Genomic DNA, 18,020 nt, shown 5'->3' on the forward strand with positions numbered 1-18,020 from the left:
ACTTACCTCTTGAGTTTACCCAAGGCTGCTCCCGCGCCAGAAGCCGCCACCGCCAGCAGGGGCGGGTTCCTTCTTCGCCACCGGGGCTTGGTCGGATTTGGGCTTCTGGCGTTCCGCTTGGGAGACAACGCAACCTTTGGCGGCCGTGCCCGGCAGATACCGCTCAGGCAGTACACTGATGGACGGGGGCCGCATGAGAATCTTTGCGGGAGCGGGCAGGTTGGGCGGCCGATAAACCCAGCCTTCAGCATCGCCGCGCTGCACGAAATGGCCTAACAGCCAAGCCTCGACCTTGAAGCGAGTGTCGTCCTGCACTTGGCCACCGTAGGCGAGGCGCTCAATGTCCTGCACCGAAAGGGCAAGGGCGGTTTTCATGCTTGCCCGTTGCTCCGGCGTCTGGCGGCTCAGCAGCAGCTCCAATGTCTCAGTTTGCATGGTGGACCTCGAAATGTGCAGCGAGCAGGCGGGCCACCGTGTGGTCGCGGGGCTTGTTTGGATCGGGGTGAAGGAAGCGATCTAGCTCCCCGTTGGACAGCCCACACTGGTAGCGCAGAGCGGTGCGCTGCTCAGGGCTAAGGGCTTTGATGCGTTCTCGCAGGGCTGGCCAATCAGTCACGCGTCGTCCTCCCATTTCGTCATCTTGGCGTGTGGGTTGGCTGGCTCCACCACAAGGCTCACCTCTTCAAGCTCGCCACGGATAATCTGCAAGTATTCGACGCCGTTGCGGCTCACGATGTCCGCATCGAGAATGAAGAACCCGACGCTGAAGTTGAGGCCATTGTTGACGCGCACTGCAGCTGCCCAATCTCGGCTCCAGCTGATGCCCTCGTCCAGCAGGGCCTCCAGCCAAAGGCCACCGTTGCGTTGTTCCAGACGCGTGATGACGCCTGCGGGCTTGCCCATGTCGTGCTTGATGACCAGCTTGACGCCGCCCGGCCCACCCAAGCCCTTGCGGGCGATGCTGGCGGCAAAGGCTCCCGGCTCCACAATGTGCCCCGCCCAGTCCGGTTCTGGCACGCTGGCCCAGCCTTCGATCTTCAACTGCTCATCCTCCACATCAGCTTGAGGAACTCTGGTGGCCAGCACAGCAACTGCTTTGCACTTATGCGGCGGCCTGCCGGGGTGTTGAGGCCGAGGATCATTGCCGCGCCTCCCGCTCTAGTGCTGCGTCAATGGCGGCCTCAGCCTCCGCAAGGGTCGCGTATCCTCGTTTAATCCGCTGGTATTGGTCGGCCCAAGCATCCCGCTTGATGCCGGGCGGCAGGCTGTCGCGCACGGCGGCAACACGGGCGAGGCGTTCATCCGGGCTCATGCAGCGCCTCCAGATGCTTGATGAGCCTTTCCTGCATCCGCTCGCTGACGTAGCCGCCTTCCGCCCATGACTCGATCATCCAGAAAGGCACCGCCATCCGCTGCGCTAGGCGCTGGGCGGCTTTAGGCGGCAGGCCCCTTAACTGTCGCAGCAATGGCTCAGGCAGGTTGCTCACCTCATTGCGTCCTTCAAATCGCGCAGCAGGCCGGACAGCTTTTCGACAGGGTTGGCCGGGGCCACGCTGGCCGCCTTCCGAATGCGCATCAAATCGGCAATGTCCTCGCCGCTGAGTTTCTTGCCGTCGCGCGCCTTGGCAGTCAGGTTCATCGCCCTCTGCGCCTGCTCGTGGCTCAGATGCTTGACGTCATATGCAGCAAGGCCGGTGAAGGGCGTGCCGAGCAGACGACCATCTCGGATGAACGGCTGGGTCATGACTGGCCACCGGGTGGCTTGGGCGGCCCCTCGTTGACGATGCGATAGGCGTCCTCGTGGCTCTCGCCCTTGGCGCGGAGCGCGAGATAGGCCGCTTCCTTCTCGGTGATGGACTTTGTGATCAGTTGCCGGGCGAACTTGCTGGCGGTGGTGCCATGCTTGCAGGCAATGCGCGAGAAGGCTGCCTTTTCGTCCTTACTGACGACAACTTGGATGGTATGGCTTCTTGGCATGGGCGTTCTCCTTTTGCCCCATGCCCCATAATAGGCCCCGCCCCTATTAGCTCGCAAGCTTTTTTGCATGGTAAAATGCAGGGCTTACATCCAACAAGCCTCTGCATATATGGGATAATTAACTAATTACGGCTGTTGTTGCGGTTGCTTAATTGGCAACCGGACGTCGCGGGCTGAACCCCCATTTTCCTCGCCCGCAGGGGGCCTTGCGCTGCGGCCCTATGCCCCCTAGCCGGGCAGGCCGCCTCGGCCCTGCTAGGGGCCTTGCAGCGGAGGAATGGGGCATGCGCAGGGCAGGCGTGGGGCGCGGCGCTGGGCAGGCTTGCCCACAGGGGGGCGCGCGTGCTCAATAAGCCAAAATCGAGGAGGTTTGGATGGCAAGTAGCTTGATCGGGGAAATCACTGAAGGGGCGATGACGGGCGAGAAAAGCCTAGTCACTTTGCTTCGGATGATGAAAGTTGCTGCGCTGCGTCTAGGACTCCCAGAAGTTGAGTCATGGGTGGACACTGAATTAAACGGTTATGTCGAAGAGGAGGACGTTCCCGAATATCGTAATGTCACGGGGCAAGTAGTCGTCAAGAGCCATTATCGAGGTTGGGAGATTGTCTCGGGAGATCCTATAACTTTAAGCATAATGCAGCAGCGCAACCTTGGGGCTTCTGTTGCTCTGCTTGAAACGATGATGGCCCAAGCAATGTCTAACGGTAACTCCGGCACATTCACGATTTTCTTCTCTCCCCAAATAGTAGAAAAATTCATTGAAGGAAACGCAGGGCATATAGCGGCGGCGGGAACGCGGATCACTTCCGGTCAAGTTGCCGCAGTGCTAGATCACGTCCGGGGCAAAATTCTTGACTGGGCAATTGAGATGGAAAAACAAGGGGTGGTGGGGGAGAATATGACGTTTAGTAAGGAAGAGAAGGAGGAGGCTGCGCGTGTGATGAATAACATCACGGTCCATGGTTCCGTTGGGACATTCGCAGGGAATATCGGTGCGGGAAACGCGAGCGGTGCAATTACCGTAAACACCGTCGATATTCCCGAAGCCCTTAATCTCGCGCGAGAGCTTCAACAACATACTCCAGCGTTGATTGCGGCAGGCGCAACTCCCTCTCTTGAAAGGACAGTTGCGGAAATAAACATAGAGCTATCGTCCCCGAATCCCGACACCGGTCGGGTTGGGGGATTGGTCGATCTAGCGAAAAACGCATTGGCAGGGGCGTCCGGAAACTTGATGGCCACAGGTGCCATTGCGCTGCTTGAAAAGATCGTCACTTCCATTGGCGGCTAACCCCGCGGAGGCAAGAATATTGGGCCGAAATAGACCCGTTTTGTGCAAATTTAATTAAGGGGAACCTCCCCCTAGTTATCCCCCTCATTAAGTCCCCTAGTTTAAGCCCTAAGCCTTTAATATATATAAAATAAATAATAGGGGGGAATAGGGGGCAAGGGGCGCAGCCTTCTGGGGGACTGCTGAAAATCTAGGCAGTTTGTGAGTGCTTGGCCGTGACTGTGACGGTGAAATTGGCTGCCCGTACCCCCCTATACCCCCCTATTAATTTCCCTTTATTACCAATAGCTTGGCTTTCAAATAGGGGCAGCCCCCTTATTGCGCCCCCTATTTGCGCGTCCCCCTTATTCAAAAGCGACGAAGCACAAAAACCCATTCCGGCTTCGGGCCGCGCCTGTCTCGCTCTCCGCGCGTTTGTTCTTTAATCGCGCCGAGAGTCTTGTCGTCAATCATATCTTGGATTTCGGCTTTCACCTGAGCGCCAAGGCCGGTCTTATCCTTGACAAGCCGGTTTAGCGCCCCGCGCTTGACTTCGAGCCGGTCGTTGATGCCTTGCCGAGCATCAGCGCCCCATTCGTCTAAGCTCCTGGAAAACGCCGCCTTAATTGCTCCGCGTATTCTTTGTGGGGCGGGAGCGCCGGAATCAACCACTCCTGTATCTGCGGCCATGTCGATGACAAACTGGAGGCTTTCCTTGACGAAGGCGGCGGACCACCGCACGGTTTGGATGCTGATGCCGGTCTCCCATTCACCGGCGGCAATGCCGCAGATTGTCGCAATTCGATTAATGGCCTCCACCATCCGCTTGGCAACATAGCGCACCAGCAGGTCTCGTTTTTCATCGCGGGAGATTGTATCATATTCGAGCCGCAGCGACTTCAGGTATTCATCAGCCTCTGCGCTGTATTGGATAACGTAAGAGAAATGCGCCAGAAGCGGGGTTTGCTTGATCTCGCACTTCAAGGGGTTGGACGACAGGCCGCCAGTGGGCACCATGGGCGGGGCGAGCTTGATGAACTGATTAATCTCCTTGATGAGAGCATCGGAAAACTGTGGCCGCTTTTCATACTCAATAAGATCAAGGTCCGGGATCTGGATGAAAAGCATTCGTCCTAACTCACCGAGTGCCGCGAACTTCTTGTCGTACTTTTGTAGCAACTCATTCTGGATGCAAAGGAGCGCGGAAAGCTGGGGGCAGGGCAGGGGTTCGGTCGTCCGTTTGTCATCGGCGGACGGCTCTGGATCAATGCCGGTTTCATATGCGGTGTAGATCAGCGCCATCATGCGGCGCGAACTATCAGAGTGCTCGCCAGTGGCACCAAGGATGCCGGACGCCTCTTCATTGATGATGTTAACCGCAGCGATGGGGGAGCGGCTGGCATACTGCAGAAGACCCGGCCCGGACTTCGGGCGGCTGATGAATACGGCGGCGGTGTTGTTTGCCAAATACGTCTTGTAGTCGGCGAATAACTTGATCGCCGTGCTTTTCCCGCTACCCGTCCCGCCGACGAGAACCAGCATCGCGCAAGGCGGGGTGTAGTGGCCGTCCCAGTAACTAACGAATTTTCCCTGCACCATGACCGAGAAGGAAACCAGCGCCGCGCCAAGCTGAGGAATAAGTGTTCCGCGCTCTGCGCGTTTGGCCGCGCCTTCGCGCACCATTCGCCCAATCAGCCCCGGCGCGTTCCACGCCAGCGCTTCGATCAGCGAGGGCTGCTCAATAGGGTATGGAGTGCCTGCGATCCACGGTCCGTAGATGCGCCGGTTTTCCTCAATTGAGGCGAGGCGGTGGCTTTCTAGCTTTTCGTCCTTCGCGGCCTCGTCCGCTAAGGCTTGTCGCCATTCTGCTTCAAGCGCTTCGTTATGCGCTTCGGCTGGATCCTTGATTGCCTGCCATTCCATTTTCCCACGGTCATCCATGCTGGGGTTCCTTGATGAGATCGTTCCAGTCCATACCTTGCGGTGCGGGGATCACCTGCACTCGCCAGCCCAGCGCGGCGGCGGCAAGCTGGCTGGCCGCTGCCATGCCAGCTTCATCAGCGTCAGGCGCGATGAGTAGTTGGTCGCCGGGGTCGGGGTCGGGCAACCGCAGGGCCGCCATGCCCGAAGAACTAAGAGCCGACCAGACAGAGACGTCATGCCCGAAGTAATCCGCCAGCGTGTCGCACATTAGCGCCAGCCCGTTCTCTATGCCCTCTGCGACGATTACCTTGCTAAGATCACCGAAGCGCAGCGGCACATGCCCGCCGCTGACCGGCCCGAGCGACATTTTGATATTGTCGACCGCCGCCTTGCGGCCGTGCTGGTCAATGTAAATGCGATGGATCGCAGGTGGGCCGCCGCGCACGAACGCCACAATGGCAGGAAGGCATCTGTCGACAGCGCCATGATAGAGGGCGGGGTGGAAGCGCAGGCTGGGCGGCAGCGGGCAGGAGAGACCGCGGAGGCGGAAATAGGCCTCGCCCGGCGTGCCCTCGATGGGCTGAGCCTGTTCCCATGTTTGCTTCGCCCTGTCGGACTGCCGCTGTTCATGCTCGCTGATGCGGCGTCGAGCTTCGTCTGGGTCAAGCTGGTCTATCGGCCACAGGCGCAGCCGCCTGAGTTCTTGGATGATGTCCCAAGACCGGCAGCCGGACCGATGGCACCAGAACCACAGCCTGCCCTCTTCGTTGTAGCGCATGGAAAGACCGTGTTGATCCCTCCGCGCTTCTGGCTGGCATATCGGGCACGGCGCGTTTCCTCGAAGCTCGCCCGCCTTGCCACCAAGGGCCTCTGCCAGATCGGAGAGGTCAGTCATCGCGCCCCAGCCTCGCTATACGCCCCGCTGGGCAGGGTCTCGCGCCCCGGCAAGGGGGCAGGGGCCGGGGGCGCTGCCGGGCCTGCTGCGGGCAATGCGCGGCCATGCGCCCCAAAGGCGTTAAAGGGATCGTCTTGCATGGAGAGCGGGCCTCCTGTTCCATTGGTTAGGACGCTGATCAAAGCGTCAGGATGTTTGCCCCTTTTGAGCCGGTCCCATGAGGCGGGGGCACCCAGCAAGCTGGTTGATCATTGCCACCCGCCGACCATGGAACTGGCCCAGCTAAAAGCTATTATGCCTGCGCCCCAAAGGCAAGCAAAAAATGCAGTATATACAAAGGTTTATGCTATCCGATAGGGCTTTTCTATTGGATCATGCTGCATCCGATTGAAGAACGCCCTGCAACCATTGCGTGTGCTATGCCAGCACCCGCATCGAGGTTGCAGAACAACGGGATAGGCCGGGTTTCCCCGGCCTACCGTGCATTATTCCGTGCTTTCGTCGTCCGTGCTTTCGTCCTCGTCCGGGCCTTCGTCCAAGATGATGAGCGGGCTGCTGCCGTCATGAACGAAATCCCCGACGAAGCTCTCTTCGATCTTGTAAATCGCATCCTCTTCGTGGTCAGCTCGAACGATCCCGAAGAGGTTACTGCACCAGAAACGATAACGCGTCATCCCTCGTCCTCCGTGCTGTCCGAGGACTCACCCAGAGAGATGAACGGGCCGTCGTCATCCGAATAGATGTCCGGAAACTCGCGCTTCAATCCGTCGCGAAGCCACTCATCCAGTTTCTGGACAGCTTCGGACTCGTCTTCGGCTTCCACCGCAAGGGCGTGTTCACCGAACTCAACGACAAACGCTCTCACGTCAGCCACTCCCGCACTTCATCAAGCGACCAGCGGGTGCAGCCGGGACTGAAACGGCGCGGCTGCGGCAGCCTGCCTTGCGCCGCCCAGCGCCATACGGTGGCCGGGCTGATGCCGAGCGCGGCGGCGAGGTCTTTCACAGATAGATGGTTTTGCATAGCAAAATCCCTTTCATGCGATCGCAGGAAGGGGGAGCAGCACCGTGCTGGGTTTTACCTATGCAGGGCCAAAGTGGGGCAGACCGGGGTGATTCGTCAACACGCTTTCGGCAGGGTGTACCCTAATTTATGGTACACCCCATACTCGCGCGCATTAGCGGCTTGGATGAAGGGTGTCTTGCAACTTGCAATACACCCCAGCATCGACCAGCGTTTTGGTGCATGGGTTTACCATAAATTAGGGTATACCCCAGCATCGACCAGCGTTTTGGGAACTGGCTGTCTAAGAGCGGTATTGCAAATTGCAAGACCGTCGCAGACAACTCAACCCTCTTCCGCATGCGCAGCCTAGCCGAGATCATCGAGCGCCCAAATAATCCGACCACGCCTGCATAAGCTCCCGCCGCGCATCCAGCATGTCGCTCCGCGCATATGCCCGTTCGGTCTTGCTGCCGGGGGCATGCGCCAGCGCCAGTTCCGACAACCGGTGGTCATAGCCCTGCTCGTCCGCCCAATCCTTGAAGCAGGACCGCAGGCCGTGGACCGTTAGCTGCCTGCCATCGGTCGGCGTGAAGCCGGGGATGCGCAGGATGACCGCGCGCTGGGTGCTGTCGCTGATGGGGCCACCGCTGTGGCCGGGAAAGAGGAAAGGACCGCGCCGAGGAAGTGCTGCAAGCATTTCCACGCATGCGGAGGGCAGGGGAATGCGATGCGGCCTGCCCATCTTCATCCGGCTGGCCGGGACCGTCCACACGCCGTCCTTGATCTCGTCCCACCTGGCCCCGGCTGCCTCCTGCGTCCGACAGGCGGTCAGCATCAGCCATTCCAGCGCTCTGGGGCCGCTGCCAGCTTCGCGCCGCAGCGCCGCCATAAAGGCCGGGGCTTGCTGCCAAGGCAGCGCCGCATGGTTTTTGTTGCTGGCCTTCACCTCGGGCAGCAGAAGCTTGACGTGCGCGGCGGGGTTCTCACCCTGCCGCTCCCCCTTGACGGTGGCCCAGTTCAGCACGGCTTTCAGATGGGTGAGGGTGCGCTTGGCTGTTTCATGTGTCTCAGTCCAGATGGGCAGCAGCGCCGCTTCAACATCGTTGGGCTGGATCTTGGCCACCGTCGGCAGCTTCAGCTTGAGCAGGGCTTCCCGCCACTGCTGGTTGTGCGGCGTGTCGGGTTTGGTAGCGAAGTAACCTTCCACCGCCTCTGCGAACGTCATGGGCGCGGCGGCCTTGGCGGCAGCGCGGGCGTCCTTGCGCTCTTGGATCGGGTCCGCACCTTCGTGGTTGATGCGGAAGCGCATGGCCTTTGCAACCTCGCGCGCCTTGGCTAGCGGCAGTTCGGGGTAGCCGCCGAGGCCGATGCTGCGGCGTTTGCCCGCGATGCTGACATTGAGAAGCCAACTGGCCCCGTTGCCCACCTTCTGTATGTAGAGGCCCGGCACCCCGCCCACCGCGTGCACTCCCGGCCCCAGCGCCTTGACGGCGAGTGCGCTCAACTCGTTTGCTTTCCTTGGCATAGCTCCTAGCATCCTACCCAGCATCCTAAGTAGGATTATATGCGGCTGAACGCGACAAGTTGCAATACGGATGCGCGGCGGCTCTCTCTTAAGTTGATGTTATACAATCGTAATTCGAGACGGGTTGAGACGGACTGAGACATGCGTGCAGGTGCTGGGTCAGCAGCCGGAACTGGGTCCGCGCGGCGCTGGCAGCACCTTTCGAGACCGATCCGGGCGGGCGGATGCTGTATTCGACGGCCTCAAGCCATCTGGTCTCGGCGATGCTGACCAAGGTCGGCGGCAAATCGACCCTGGCCTTGGCGCGTGACTGGCTGGATATCCCGGGTTTCGCGATCACCGCATGGGAACAGGACCCGCAGGGGATCTATCTCGGCGGCAACCAGATGGCGATGTCGACGCGCAGCCTGCTGGCTTTTGGCACGGCCTATGCGCAGGGCGGGCAGGGGGTGATCCCACCCGAATGGATCGCGGCAAGCTGGCAGCCGCGCACGCGCTCGATCTTCAATGGCGAGCAATATGGCTATGGCTGGTTCATCAGCCGGATCGGCGGGCGCGAGGTGCGCTATGGCTGGGGCTATGGCGGGCAGATGATCTATGTCTTTCCCGGCGATGATCCCGTCGCCATTGCCATGACCTCGGACCCCGACCAGCCCTCGGCCCGGACGGGGTATCGGCAGGAACTGCACGCCTTGGCGGGCGAGTTGGTGCAAAGCCTGTGAGCGGGCGTTGACCAACCCTGCGGGGCAGCATATCTGCGCCTGATGGCACGCGCACCCCTTTTGCAACTTACCGATATTTCCCTGACCTTCGGCGGCAACCCCGTCTTTGACGGTCTGAACCTGACCGTCCAGCAGGGCGACCGTCTCGCGCTGGTCGGCCGCAATGGCTCGGGTAAATCGACCCTGATGAAGGTCATGGCCGGGCTGGTCGAGCCGGATCAGGGCGAGGTCATCACCCCCGCCGGCGTCAAGGTCGGCTATATGGAACAAGAGCCTGACCTGTCGGGCTACTCCACCTTGGGTGATTTCGCCCGCGCGGGCCTGCATGACGGCGAGGATTACCGCGTCGAAATGGCCGCCGAGGGGCTGAAATTCGACCCCGACCGAATTGTCGCCACCGCCTCGGGCGGTGAGCGTCGCCGTGCCGCCCTGGCCCGGTTGCTCGCCGAAGCGCCGGAACTGATGCTGCTCGACGAGCCGACGAACCATCTCGACATCGAAGCCATCGGCTGGCTGGAAGAGCAGCTTTCGATGACCCGCACGGGTTTCGTGCTGATCAGCCACGACCGCGCCTTCCTGCGGGCTTTGACCCGCGCGACGCTGTGGATCGACCGCAGCGAGGTGCGCCGCCAGGAACGCGGCTTCGAGCATTTCGAGGATTGGCGCGAGACAGTCTGGGCCGCCGAGGACGAGGCGCGCCACAAGCTGGACCGCAAGATCAAGGCCGAGGCCCGTTGGGCTGTCGAGGGCATCAGCGCACGTCGCAAGCGCAATCAGGGCCGCCTGCGGGCACTGGCCTCGCTGCGCGACGAGCGGGCTAACCAGATCCGCCGTCAGGGCACGGCCGCGATGGAGCTGGAATCGGGCCAGCAATCGGGTAAGCGCGTGATCGACGCCAAGGGCATCTCGAAGTCCTTCGGTGATCGCACCATCCTGAAGCCCTTCGATCTGCGCGTGCTGCGCGGCGACCGCGTGGCCTTTGTCGGCCCGAATGGCGCAGGCAAGACCACGCTGATCAAGATGCTGACCGGCGAGATCGCCCCGGATTCGGGCGAGATCAAGACCGGCACCAATCTGGATATCGCAATCTTCGATCAGGCCCGCAGCGCGATCGATGAGACGGTGACGCTTTGGGACGCGCTGACCGGCGATCCCTCGATGAGTGTCTCGGGCCGGAACGATCAGGTCATGGTGCGCGGAAACCCCAAGCATGTCGTAGCCTATCTGAAAGATTTCCTGTTCGATGACGCGCAGGCGCGTGCGCCGGTCGGCAGCCTGTCGGGCGGCGAAAAGGCCCGGCTGCTGCTGGCGCGGATCATGGCCAAACCCTCGAACCTGCTGGTTCTGGACGAGCCAACCAACGATCTGGACGTGGAAACGCTGGATCTGCTGCAGGACATCTTGGGCGAATATGACGGCACCGTGCTGCTGGTCAGCCACGACCGCGATTTCATCGACCGCGTGGCCACGACCACGGTGGCGATGGAGGGCGATGGCCGCGCCGTGATCTATCCCGGCGGCTGGTCGGACTACCGCGCCCAGCGTCCCGAGGACGCGCCCGAGGTCGAGGTCAAGCCCGCGGTTGCAGCACCTAAGCCCGAGGCCAAGGCCCAAGCCGAGCGTTCGGGCCTGAGCTTCACCGAGAAAAAGCGCCTTGAGGCTTTGCCCAGTATTATGGAGCGCCTTGAGGCCGAGATCGGCAAGCTGAATGAATTCCTCGCCCAGCCCGACCTGTTTTCCAGCGCCCCGGCGAAATTCGCCAAGGCGAGCGAGGGGCTGGCCGAGCGGCAGACGGCGCTGGCCGCGGCCGAGGAGGAGTGGCTGGAATTGGCCGAGAAAGACGCCGGTTAAGCTCCGTTTGCCCGATCCGCGGCAGGCATTGGATGTTGACGCGGCAAGCCTGCGGGATTTCTGACCGAGCGAGGCTCGGCCGAACGAAAACGCGCCGACCAATCTTTGGGCAGTGCTATGATTGAATGACTTCCACCGCTTTCACGAGTGAGGTGTTTCATGAAGTCATTGCAGTTTTTGGGCGTCGCTCAGGCCGCGCGTTATGGGTCCCTGCCGGAAAAGCTATCCGCACCCAATCCTCTCAAAGAGGCGGTTCTGGAGCCGCTGCGCGAGCGAAATGCGGTCTTTGATCATTTCTTCTACGATATCGGCGTCTTGACCACGGATGAGGTCGAGATGCTTGCGCCTTGGTATGCCAAGGAAGGTGCGCTGATCCTTGTTCAGCCGAGCGATATTGGCGGGCTGACGGTCTGGGCGCATTTCGACGCCTTTCAGGCAGATGCGGCAGCGACCCCTTGCGATTGTCTGGCCGTGGCCGGGGTCGGCTCTTCTGCATTGGGAACGGCTGCCTTTGGACGGAATGTCGCGGATGCCATTGGCAAGCCTGTCTTGGCGGTCGTCTCGGGCTATGGCCTCTCGGATCTGGCCGCAGAGGCGCTTGGCGGTTTTTTCTGGTTCGGCTGGATGAACTCGCTGCGCCATGCCTTCGAATCGCTTGATGTCGCGACGCGGATTTCCCCTTCCTCGCTTGAATATTCGACAGGCTCCATCAGTTCGGCGATCCGCGGTAGTCTGGACGTGAAAACCGTCCATGCGCTTTGCGCGCAGACAGATATTTCCCTGCTTGTCGGGCATTCCAAGGGCAATCTGGTCATATCCGAGGCCCTCTACATGCTTTCGGAGCTTGCGCCCCAGCGCAGCAAGGCCATGGGAAAACAAGGCCGCATCGCGACGATCAGCGCAAAGATCCAGATGCCGCGCGACTGGCACGATGTGATCGACATCATGGGGGATATGGATGGCTTTGGCCTGCTGAACTCGCGGCTGGATATCCCGACCGATCATCGTGTCACGGGGGCATGGCATCATACCAATACCGAATTGCCCTTTCACCTGCCGGTCACGCGCGCGCTGAGCGCCGCCATGGCGGGGTGAACGAAAAAGGCCGCCCCTTTCGGGACGGCCCTCGTCTGTCTTGCGACAGGCGGATGATTACATCATGCCGCCCATGCCGCCCATGTCGGGCATGCCGCCGGCCGGAGCTTTCGGCTCGGGCTTCTCGGCGATCATCGCTTCGGTGGTGATCAAGAGACCTGCAACCGAGGCGGCGTCTTCCAGCGCGGTGCGGACAACCTTGGCCGGGTCGATGACGCCGAACTTGAACATGTCGCCATATTCTTCGGTCTGGGCGTTGAAGCCGAAGGCCTTGTCCGAGGATTCGCGGACCTTGCCGGCCACGACAGCGCCGTCGACGCCAGCGTTTTCAGCGATCTGGCGCATCGGAGCTTCCAGGGCGCGGCGGACGATGGCGATGCCGGCGTCCTGGTCCGAGTTCACACCGGTCAGGCCTTCGAGGACCTTGCCGCCTTGAACCAGGGCAACGCCGCCACCGACGACAACACCTTCTTGAACCGCAGCGCGGGTCGCGTTCAGGGCGTCGTCAACGCGGTCCTTGCGCTCTTTGACTTCGATTTCGGTCATGCCGCCGACGCGGATGACGGCAACGCCACCGGCCAGTTTGGCAACGCGCTCTTGCAGTTTCTCGCGGTCGTAGTCCGAGGTGGTTTCCTCGATCTGCTGACGGATTTGCGAAACGCGGGCTTCGATCTCGGCTTTTTCACCCGAACCATCGACGATGGTGGTGTTGTCCTTGTTGATCGTGACTTTCTTCGCACGGCCGAGCATGTCGACGGTGACGTTTTCCAGCTTCATGCCCAGGTCTTCCGAAATCACCTGACCGCCGGTCAGGATCGCGATGTCCTGCAGCATGGCCTTGCGACGATCGCCGAAGCCCGGAGCCTTGACGGCGGCGATTTTCAGACCGCCACGCAGCTTGTTGACGACCAGCGTGGCCAGGGCCTCGCCTTCGACGTCTTCAGCGATGATGATCAGCGGCTTTTGCGACTGGATGACCGATTCCAGCAGCGGGACCATCGGCTGCAGCGACGAGAGCTTTTTCTCGTGCAGCAGGATGTAGGCGTCTTCCAGCTCGGCAATCATCTTGTCGGCGTTGGTGACGAAGTAGGGCGAAAGGTAGCCGCGGTCGAACTGCATGCCTTCGACGACTTCGACTTCGGTTTCCATGCCCTTGTTTTCTTCGACGGTGATCACACCCTCGTTTCCAACTTTCTGCATGGCTTCGGCGATCTGCTGGCCGATGAAGGCCTCGCCGTTGGCCGAGATGGTGCCGACTTGCGCAACTTCAGCCGAGTCGTTGACCGGGCGGGCAGCAGCCTTGATCGCTTCGACGACTTTCGAGGTCGCGAGGTCGATGCCGCGCTTCAGGTCCATCGGGTTCAGGCCAGCCGCAACCGACTTCATGCCTTCGCGGATGATGGCCTGGGCCAGGACCGTGGCGGTGGTGGTGCCGTCGCCAGCTTCGTCATTGGTGCGCGAAGCGACTTCGCGAACCATCTGGGCGCCCATGTTCTCGAACTTGTCCGAAAGCTCGATCTCTTTGGCGACCGAAACGCCGTCCTTGGTGATGCGCGGGGCGCCGAAGGACTTGTCGATCACGACGTTGCGGCCTTTCGGGCCGAGGGTCACTTTGACGGCATCCGCGAGGATGTTCACGCCTTTCAGCATGCGGTCGCGGGCGTCGCTGTTGAACTTGACTTCTTTAGCAGCCATTTGTTCTTCTCCTGGAATGGGTTAGCGGAAAGCGGAAATCAGGCGATGACGCCCAGGATGTCGCTTTCTTTCATGATCAGCAGCTCTTCGCCGTCGATCGTGACTTCGGTGCCCGACCATTTGCCGAACAGGACGCGATCACCAGCCGCGACCGCGGGTGCGATCAGCTCGCCCGAGTCCTTGCGAGCGCCTTCGCCAACCGAGACGATTTCGCCTTCAGCGGGTTTTTCTTTTGCGCTATCGGGGATGATCAGGCCGCCCTTGGTTTTCTCGTCCGACTGGACGCGACGGACCAGAACGCGGTCGTGCAGCGGTTTGAAAGCCATGTGAACACTCCGGTGTTACAGGTTGCAGTGTTTTCGTTGTTGGCACTCGGTCTTGGTGAGTGCCAGTGCCGGAACATCTAGGCAGCAGCCGATTTCGTGTCAACGGCTCTGTCGCGCGAATTTTCATTTCAGGTTTCTCGACGCCGTTTCCCGGCGCGGGATTGGCAAGTGCGGCCCGGCCCGGCCGGAGGGGGAAGGCGCTGCGGAATGTCGATTCGCCTCTGCGCGTCCGCTGCCGCGGGAACCGGTCGGGCCCTTTCGAATGCGACGCATTTGCAGCGCGCCCCCGGCCATGCCATTCTTTGCGCAAGCGAAATGGAAACCGACAATGCGCCTGCGCCAATTTCTTGCCACCCTGATTGTAGCCGCACTTGCTGGCCTGCCCGTCGCTGCCGGTGAATGTGTCGGGCGCAACCTGTTTGATGACCTGCCGCCCGCACAGCTTGCCGCGCTTGAGGCCGCGACCCGCAAGGAGCCCTTTCACGAGGGGCTTTTCTGGCGTGCAACCAAGGGGAACGAGCAGGTGACGCTGATCGGCACCTATCATTTCGACGATCCGCGTCATCGCCAGACGATGGCCCGTTTCGGGCCGCTCGTCGATGCGGCGGGGGCCTTGCTGGTCGAGGCAGGCCCGACCGAGGAAAAGCGCCTTTCGGACGCCATCGCGGCTGACCCGTCGCTGATCATGGACAGCAAGGGGCCGACCCTGCCCGAGCGCATGTCGCCCGAAGATTGGGAATCGCTTTGGACCGCACTCGAGGCGCGGGGCATGCCTGCCGTCATCAGCAGCCGGATGCGGCCCTGGTATGTCTCGGTCATGCTGGGCATCTCGCCTTGCATGCTCGATACGGTGAGGAAAAGCGGCGAGACGGGCGGGCTTGACCACAAGCTGATCGAAAGGGCTCAGAAAGCGGGTGTCGCGGTTCATGCGCTTGAGCCCTGGAACACGGTCTTTTCGCTTTTCGATGGCATGACCGCCGATGAAGAAATCGACATGATCCGCGCCGCGATGCCTGCCGCGGAATATGCGGATGACTATGCGGTGACGCTGACCGAGGCATATTTTTCCGAAAACAGCTGGCTGATCTGGGAATTCGGTCGTCTCGACGCCTATGCGAGGTCGGGCCTGTCGCGGGCCGAGGTCGACAATCAGATGCGCCTGGCGCAGGAAAAGCTGATCGACCAGCGCAATATCAGCTGGATCGGTCCGATCGAGGCGGCGGCTGCCGATGCCGCCCAAAAGGGAAAGGGCATCGTCGTCGGTTTCGGGGCATTGCATCTTCCGGGGCGCGAGGGCGTACTTTCGCTTTTGCAGAATGCGGGCTGGGCCATCCAGCCGATCCTATCAGGGGAGGGGGCGAATGGCGGATGAACTCTGGCGCGAAGAGCGCGAATTTTGGCTGGCCGGAGCGGCCGAGGCGGCCCGGAAGCTTGATGAAACCTGCGTCATGGCCTTTGCTCCGACCGGTATCCTGACCCGGCGCAAGGTCGTCGAACGGTTTGGATCGACGCCGCGCTGGCAGGAAGTTTCGATGTCCGATCGCGCCGTGGTCGAAACGAACGATGTCTGCGTGCTGGCCTATCGCGCCACGGCGCGCCGCTCGGGGGCGGATGCCTATCGCGCGCTTTGCACGACAACCTGGATCAGGCGCGAAGGCGACTGGCGGATCCTGCAGCATCAGCAGACGCCGGTCTGACGCCGACCGTCTGTTCCTGAAATGCCGGGAACGTTTTCGACGGCCTTGCGCGCAGCATTTCCTGTCCCGACCGGCCGGGCAATGCATGGGTCGCGCAGACGATGTGCGGGCGAATGCCTTGTGGCGGCGGGTCAATAGACAATCCCGGGCTCAAGCCCTATAACGCGCACGACTTTTCCGATCTCGTGAAGGTAGCTCCATGATCAAGGTTTTCGGCCACAAGGCACCCGACACCGACTCGACCGGTTCGCCCATCATCTGGGCCTGGTATCTCTCCGAGGTCCGCAAGCAGCCGGCGGTTGCCGTGCTTCAGGGTGAGCCGAATACCGAGGCCGCCTGGATGCTGTCCAAATGGGATCTGCCCAAACCCGAGATCATCGCGGATGTGGCCGCGGGCGAAAAATGCGTCGTCGTCGACACGAACAATCCGGCCGAGCTGCCCGCCTCGATCAACGAGGCCGAGGTCATCGAGATCATCGACCACCACCTTCTGGCCGGCGGTATCAAGACGCGCCTGCCGATCAACATCACGATCCGCCCGCTGGCTTGCACCGCCACCATCATGCACGACCTGATGGGCGACGAGGCCCTGGCGCGCGCGCCCCGCGCGATCAAGGGCGCGATGCTCACCTGCATCCTGTCGGATACGCTGGAATTCCGCAGCCCCACCACCACCGCGCATGACCGCTTCGTTGCCGAGAAGCTCGCCAAGGATCTGGGCATCTCGATCCCCGAATACGCGTCCGAAATGTTTGCCGCGAAGTCGGATGTCTCGGCATTTACCGAAGAAGCTCTCCTGCGTATGGACAGCAAGGAATACGAGCTTGGCGGCAAGCAGCTGCGGGTTTCGGTTCTGGAAACCACAGCGCCGAAGGTCCTGCTTGACCGCAAGGGCGCGCTGATGGCGGCCATGCCGGGTGTCGCCAGCGCCGATGGTGCTGACGAGGTGCTGCTTTTCATCATCGACATCCTCAACGAGGAAGCGACGCTTTTCGTGCCGAATGATTTCGTCAGGCAGGTCGCCGAGAAGAGCTTCAACGCCACCGTGTCGGGTGACACCGTGGTGCTGCCCGGCATCATGTCGCGCAAGAAGCAGATCATCCCCGCGCTCGCGATTTAAGCTAGAAGGCTCTCATGACGCAGATCATCAATTCGCTGGCCGAAGTTTCGGCCGATTACGACGTGCTGTTCTGCGATCTGTGGGGCTGCCTTCACAACGGTGTGGCGGCTTATCCGGCCGCCGTCGCCGCATTGCAGGCGTTTCGCGCCCAGGGTGGCAAGGTCGTCCTGCTGACCAATGCGCCGCGCCCGTGGAAATATGTCGAGGCCCAGCTGGACCGCATGGAGGTCCCCAAGGATGCCTGGGACGTCATCGTCAGTTCGGGCGATGCAGCGCAGGACGCCATGTTTGCCGGCGCCGTCGGTCGCAAGGTCTGGGCGATCGCCATGCCCAAGGACGAAGGCTTCTTTGCCGATGTGCCGCCGGAATGGCACGATGCGCCCGCGATCGAGCGCGTGCCGCTGGACGAGGCCGAGGGCATCGTCTGCACCGGCCTTTTCGATGATGCGACCGAAACGCCCGAGGATTACCGCTCGCGCCTCATGCTGGCCAAGGAACGCGGCATGAAGCTGCTTTGCGCCAATCCAGACGTGATCGTCGATCTGGGCGAGACGCGGCTTTACTGCGCGGGCGCCCTGGCCGAGTTCTACGAGGATCTGGGCGGCACCTCACTTTACTTCGGCAAACCCCACCCGCCGATCTATGATCTGGCGCGTCGCAAGCTGGGCCTGGGTGACGATGCCCGCATCCTTGCCGTCGGCGACGGGATCGCGACCGACATTCCCGGCGCCGCAGGAGAGGGGATCGACGCCCTTTTCGTTTCGGGCGGTCTCGCTTTCGACCAGTTCGGCGCGGATGTCGAGAGCCCCGATCAGGCGAAGCTGAACGAATGGCTGGCGATGCGCAATGAAAACCCGCGCTACAGCATCGGTCGGCTGCGTTGATTACGGGCCGGCAGATCTGAAAGATCGCCGCTTC

22 protein-coding genes are annotated in these 18,020 nt (G+C 61.4%); 8 read left to right on the top strand and 14 right to left on the bottom strand.

Going from position 1 to position 18,020, the window contains the following annotated elements:
- Positions 1-15: 15 nt before the first annotated feature.
- The 6 genes from RGQ15_RS09555 to RGQ15_RS09580 form a co-directional block, all read right to left on the bottom strand.
- Positions 16-435 (bottom strand): hypothetical protein, encoded by a 420-nt coding sequence (locus RGQ15_RS09555; RefSeq protein WP_311159982.1) that lies wholly within the window; start codon positions 433-435, stop codon positions 16-18.
- A gap of 177 nt (positions 436-612) precedes the next feature.
- On the bottom strand, positions 613-1,041 hold the full coding sequence (locus RGQ15_RS09560; RefSeq protein WP_311159983.1) for an HK97 family phage prohead protease: 429 nt from the start codon (positions 1,039-1,041) through the stop codon (positions 613-615).
- A gap of 97 nt (positions 1,042-1,138) precedes the next feature.
- Positions 1,139-1,312: a hypothetical protein gene (locus RGQ15_RS09565; protein WP_311159984.1), complete on the bottom strand. Its 174-nt coding sequence runs from the start codon at positions 1,310-1,312 to the stop codon at positions 1,139-1,141.
- A complete protein-coding gene (locus tag RGQ15_RS09570) occupies positions 1,299-1,487 on the bottom strand; it encodes a hypothetical protein (RefSeq protein ID WP_311159985.1) in 189 nt (62 codons plus the stop codon). The genes RGQ15_RS09565 and RGQ15_RS09570 overlap by 14 nt, the downstream gene beginning before the upstream one ends.
- Entirely contained in the window at positions 1,484-1,744 is a 261-nt protein-coding gene (locus RGQ15_RS09575; RefSeq protein ID WP_311159986.1) for a hypothetical protein, read from the bottom strand. The genes RGQ15_RS09570 and RGQ15_RS09575 overlap by 4 nt, the downstream gene beginning before the upstream one ends.
- A complete protein-coding gene (locus RGQ15_RS09580) occupies positions 1,741-1,977 on the bottom strand; it encodes a hypothetical protein (protein ID WP_311159987.1) in 237 nt (78 codons plus the stop codon). The genes RGQ15_RS09575 and RGQ15_RS09580 overlap by 4 nt, the downstream gene beginning before the upstream one ends.
- Positions 1,978-2,351: 374 nt before the next feature.
- Here RGQ15_RS09580 and RGQ15_RS09585 point away from each other — a divergent pair, with 374 nt between their 5' ends.
- A complete protein-coding gene (locus RGQ15_RS09585; protein WP_311159988.1) occupies positions 2,352-3,269 on the top strand; it encodes an AbiTii domain-containing protein in 918 nt (305 codons plus the stop codon).
- A 348-nt stretch (positions 3,270-3,617) separates the two neighbouring features.
- Here the strand turns inward: RGQ15_RS09585 and RGQ15_RS09590 are convergent, their stop codons facing one another.
- From RGQ15_RS09590 to RGQ15_RS09615, 6 genes are all read right to left on the bottom strand, one after another.
- Complete coding sequence (locus RGQ15_RS09590) at positions 3,618-5,189, bottom strand: hypothetical protein (RefSeq protein WP_311159989.1); 1,572 nt, start codon at positions 5,187-5,189, stop codon at positions 3,618-3,620.
- Entirely contained in the window at positions 5,182-5,949 is a 768-nt protein-coding gene (locus RGQ15_RS09595) for a DUF7146 domain-containing protein (RefSeq protein WP_311159990.1), read from the bottom strand. The genes RGQ15_RS09590 and RGQ15_RS09595 overlap by 8 nt, the downstream gene beginning before the upstream one ends.
- A gap of 602 nt (positions 5,950-6,551) precedes the next feature.
- Positions 6,552-6,740: a hypothetical protein gene (locus RGQ15_RS09600; protein WP_311159991.1), complete on the bottom strand. Its 189-nt coding sequence runs from the start codon at positions 6,738-6,740 to the stop codon at positions 6,552-6,554.
- Entirely contained in the window at positions 6,737-6,931 is a 195-nt protein-coding gene (locus RGQ15_RS09605) for a hypothetical protein (RefSeq protein ID WP_311159992.1), read from the bottom strand. Before RGQ15_RS09605 ends, RGQ15_RS09600 begins: the two co-directional genes overlap by 4 nt.
- The gene (locus RGQ15_RS09610; RefSeq protein WP_311159993.1) at positions 6,928-7,089 is read right to left on the bottom strand and encodes a helix-turn-helix transcriptional regulator; all 162 of its coding nucleotides are present in this window, start codon (positions 7,087-7,089) and stop codon (positions 6,928-6,930) included. The genes RGQ15_RS09605 and RGQ15_RS09610 overlap by 4 nt, the downstream gene beginning before the upstream one ends.
- Before the next feature lie 358 nt (positions 7,090-7,447).
- Positions 7,448-8,575, bottom strand: coding sequence for a tyrosine-type recombinase/integrase (locus RGQ15_RS09615; RefSeq protein WP_311159995.1), 1,128 nt, complete (start codon positions 8,573-8,575; stop codon positions 7,448-7,450).
- A 155-nt stretch (positions 8,576-8,730) separates the two neighbouring features.
- On the opposite strand from RGQ15_RS09615, the gene RGQ15_RS09620 reads away from it, so the two are divergent.
- The 3 genes from RGQ15_RS09620 (at position 8,731) to RGQ15_RS09630 (ending at position 12,264) form a co-directional block, all read left to right on the top strand.
- Positions 8,731-9,318, top strand: coding sequence for a serine hydrolase domain-containing protein (locus tag RGQ15_RS09620; protein ID WP_409201336.1), 588 nt, complete (start codon positions 8,731-8,733; stop codon positions 9,316-9,318).
- 42 nt (positions 9,319-9,360) lie between these two features.
- Positions 9,361-11,169: an ABC-F family ATP-binding cassette domain-containing protein gene (locus RGQ15_RS09625; protein WP_311159997.1), complete on the top strand. Its 1,809-nt coding sequence runs from the start codon at positions 9,361-9,363 to the stop codon at positions 11,167-11,169.
- Positions 11,170-11,328: 159 nt separating this feature from the next.
- Entirely contained in the window at positions 11,329-12,264 is a 936-nt protein-coding gene (locus RGQ15_RS09630) for a hypothetical protein (protein ID WP_311159998.1), read from the top strand.
- A gap of 57 nt (positions 12,265-12,321) precedes the next feature.
- On the opposite strand, the gene groL is transcribed toward RGQ15_RS09630, so the two are convergent.
- Positions 12,322-13,959 (bottom strand): chaperonin GroEL, encoded by a 1,638-nt coding sequence (groL, locus tag RGQ15_RS09635; RefSeq protein WP_311159999.1) that lies wholly within the window; start codon positions 13,957-13,959, stop codon positions 12,322-12,324.
- Positions 13,960-13,997: 38 nt separating this feature from the next.
- Positions 13,998-14,285, bottom strand: coding sequence for a co-chaperone GroES (locus tag RGQ15_RS09640; RefSeq protein WP_311160000.1), 288 nt, complete (start codon positions 14,283-14,285; stop codon positions 13,998-14,000).
- Positions 14,286-14,613: 328 nt separating this feature from the next.
- Between RGQ15_RS09640 and RGQ15_RS09645 the strand changes: the two genes are divergently transcribed.
- From RGQ15_RS09645 to RGQ15_RS09660, 4 genes are all read left to right on the top strand, one after another.
- Positions 14,614-15,657 (top strand): TraB/GumN family protein, encoded by a 1,044-nt coding sequence (locus RGQ15_RS09645; protein ID WP_311160001.1) that lies wholly within the window; start codon positions 14,614-14,616, stop codon positions 15,655-15,657.
- The gene (locus tag RGQ15_RS09650) at positions 15,647-15,982 is read left to right on the top strand and encodes a nuclear transport factor 2 family protein (protein WP_311160002.1); all 336 of its coding nucleotides are present in this window, start codon (positions 15,647-15,649) and stop codon (positions 15,980-15,982) included. The genes RGQ15_RS09645 and RGQ15_RS09650 overlap by 11 nt, the downstream gene beginning before the upstream one ends.
- 199 nt (positions 15,983-16,181) lie before the next feature.
- On the top strand, positions 16,182-17,102 hold the full coding sequence (locus tag RGQ15_RS09655) for a manganese-dependent inorganic pyrophosphatase (protein ID WP_311160003.1): 921 nt from the start codon (positions 16,182-16,184) through the stop codon (positions 17,100-17,102).
- A 14-nt stretch (positions 17,103-17,116) separates the two neighbouring features.
- Positions 17,117-17,986 carry a TIGR01459 family HAD-type hydrolase gene (locus RGQ15_RS09660; protein WP_311160004.1) on the top strand — a complete coding sequence of 290 codons (870 nt, stop codon included), beginning with the start codon at positions 17,117-17,119 and terminating at the stop codon, positions 17,984-17,986.
- The last annotated feature ends 34 nt before the right edge of the window (positions 17,987-18,020 follow it).

Origin of the sequence: Paracoccus sp. MBLB3053 (assembly GCF_031822435.1) — a bacterium.
Lineage (GTDB): Bacteria > Pseudomonadota > Alphaproteobacteria > Rhodobacterales > Rhodobacteraceae > Paracoccus > Paracoccus aurantius.

Excerpts from the sequence above, each read along its gene's own strand:
- RGQ15_RS09595 (WP_311159990.1), bottom strand. The coding sequence starts at position 5,949 with ATGCGCTACAACGAAGAGGGCAGGCTGTGGTTCTGGTGCCATCGGTCC.
- RGQ15_RS09660 (WP_311160004.1), top strand. The coding sequence starts at position 17,117 with ATGACGCAGATCATCAATTCGCTGGCCGAAGTTTCGGCCGATTACGAC.
- RGQ15_RS09555 (WP_311159982.1), bottom strand. The coding sequence starts at position 435 with ATGCAAACTGAGACATTGGAGCTGCTGCTGAGCCGCCAGACGCCGGAG.
- RGQ15_RS09630 (WP_311159998.1), top strand. The coding sequence starts at position 11,329 with ATGAAGTCATTGCAGTTTTTGGGCGTCGCTCAGGCCGCGCGTTATGGG.
- RGQ15_RS09610 (WP_311159993.1), bottom strand. The coding sequence starts at position 7,089 with ATGCAAAACCATCTATCTGTGAAAGACCTCGCCGCCGCGCTCGGCATC.
- RGQ15_RS09600 (WP_311159991.1), bottom strand. The coding sequence starts at position 6,740 with ATGACGCGTTATCGTTTCTGGTGCAGTAACCTCTTCGGGATCGTTCGA.
- RGQ15_RS09625 (WP_311159997.1), top strand. The coding sequence starts at position 9,361 with ATGGCACGCGCACCCCTTTTGCAACTTACCGATATTTCCCTGACCTTC.
- RGQ15_RS09590 (WP_311159989.1), bottom strand. The coding sequence starts at position 5,189 with ATGGATGACCGTGGGAAAATGGAATGGCAGGCAATCAAGGATCCAGCC.
- RGQ15_RS09640 (WP_311160000.1), bottom strand. The coding sequence starts at position 14,285 with ATGGCTTTCAAACCGCTGCACGACCGCGTTCTGGTCCGTCGCGTCCAG.
- groL (WP_311159999.1), bottom strand. The coding sequence starts at position 13,959 with ATGGCTGCTAAAGAAGTCAAGTTCAACAGCGACGCCCGCGACCGCATG.
- RGQ15_RS09575 (WP_311159986.1), bottom strand. The coding sequence starts at position 1,744 with ATGACCCAGCCGTTCATCCGAGATGGTCGTCTGCTCGGCACGCCCTTC.
- RGQ15_RS09650 (WP_311160002.1), top strand. The coding sequence starts at position 15,647 with ATGGCGGATGAACTCTGGCGCGAAGAGCGCGAATTTTGGCTGGCCGGA.
- RGQ15_RS09565 (WP_311159984.1), bottom strand. The coding sequence starts at position 1,312 with ATGAGCCCGGATGAACGCCTCGCCCGTGTTGCCGCCGTGCGCGACAGC.
- RGQ15_RS09655 (WP_311160003.1), top strand. The coding sequence starts at position 16,182 with ATGATCAAGGTTTTCGGCCACAAGGCACCCGACACCGACTCGACCGGT.
- RGQ15_RS09580 (WP_311159987.1), bottom strand. The coding sequence starts at position 1,977 with ATGCCAAGAAGCCATACCATCCAAGTTGTCGTCAGTAAGGACGAAAAG.
- RGQ15_RS09645 (WP_311160001.1), top strand. The coding sequence starts at position 14,614 with ATGCGCCTGCGCCAATTTCTTGCCACCCTGATTGTAGCCGCACTTGCT.
- RGQ15_RS09585 (WP_311159988.1), top strand. The coding sequence starts at position 2,352 with ATGGCAAGTAGCTTGATCGGGGAAATCACTGAAGGGGCGATGACGGGC.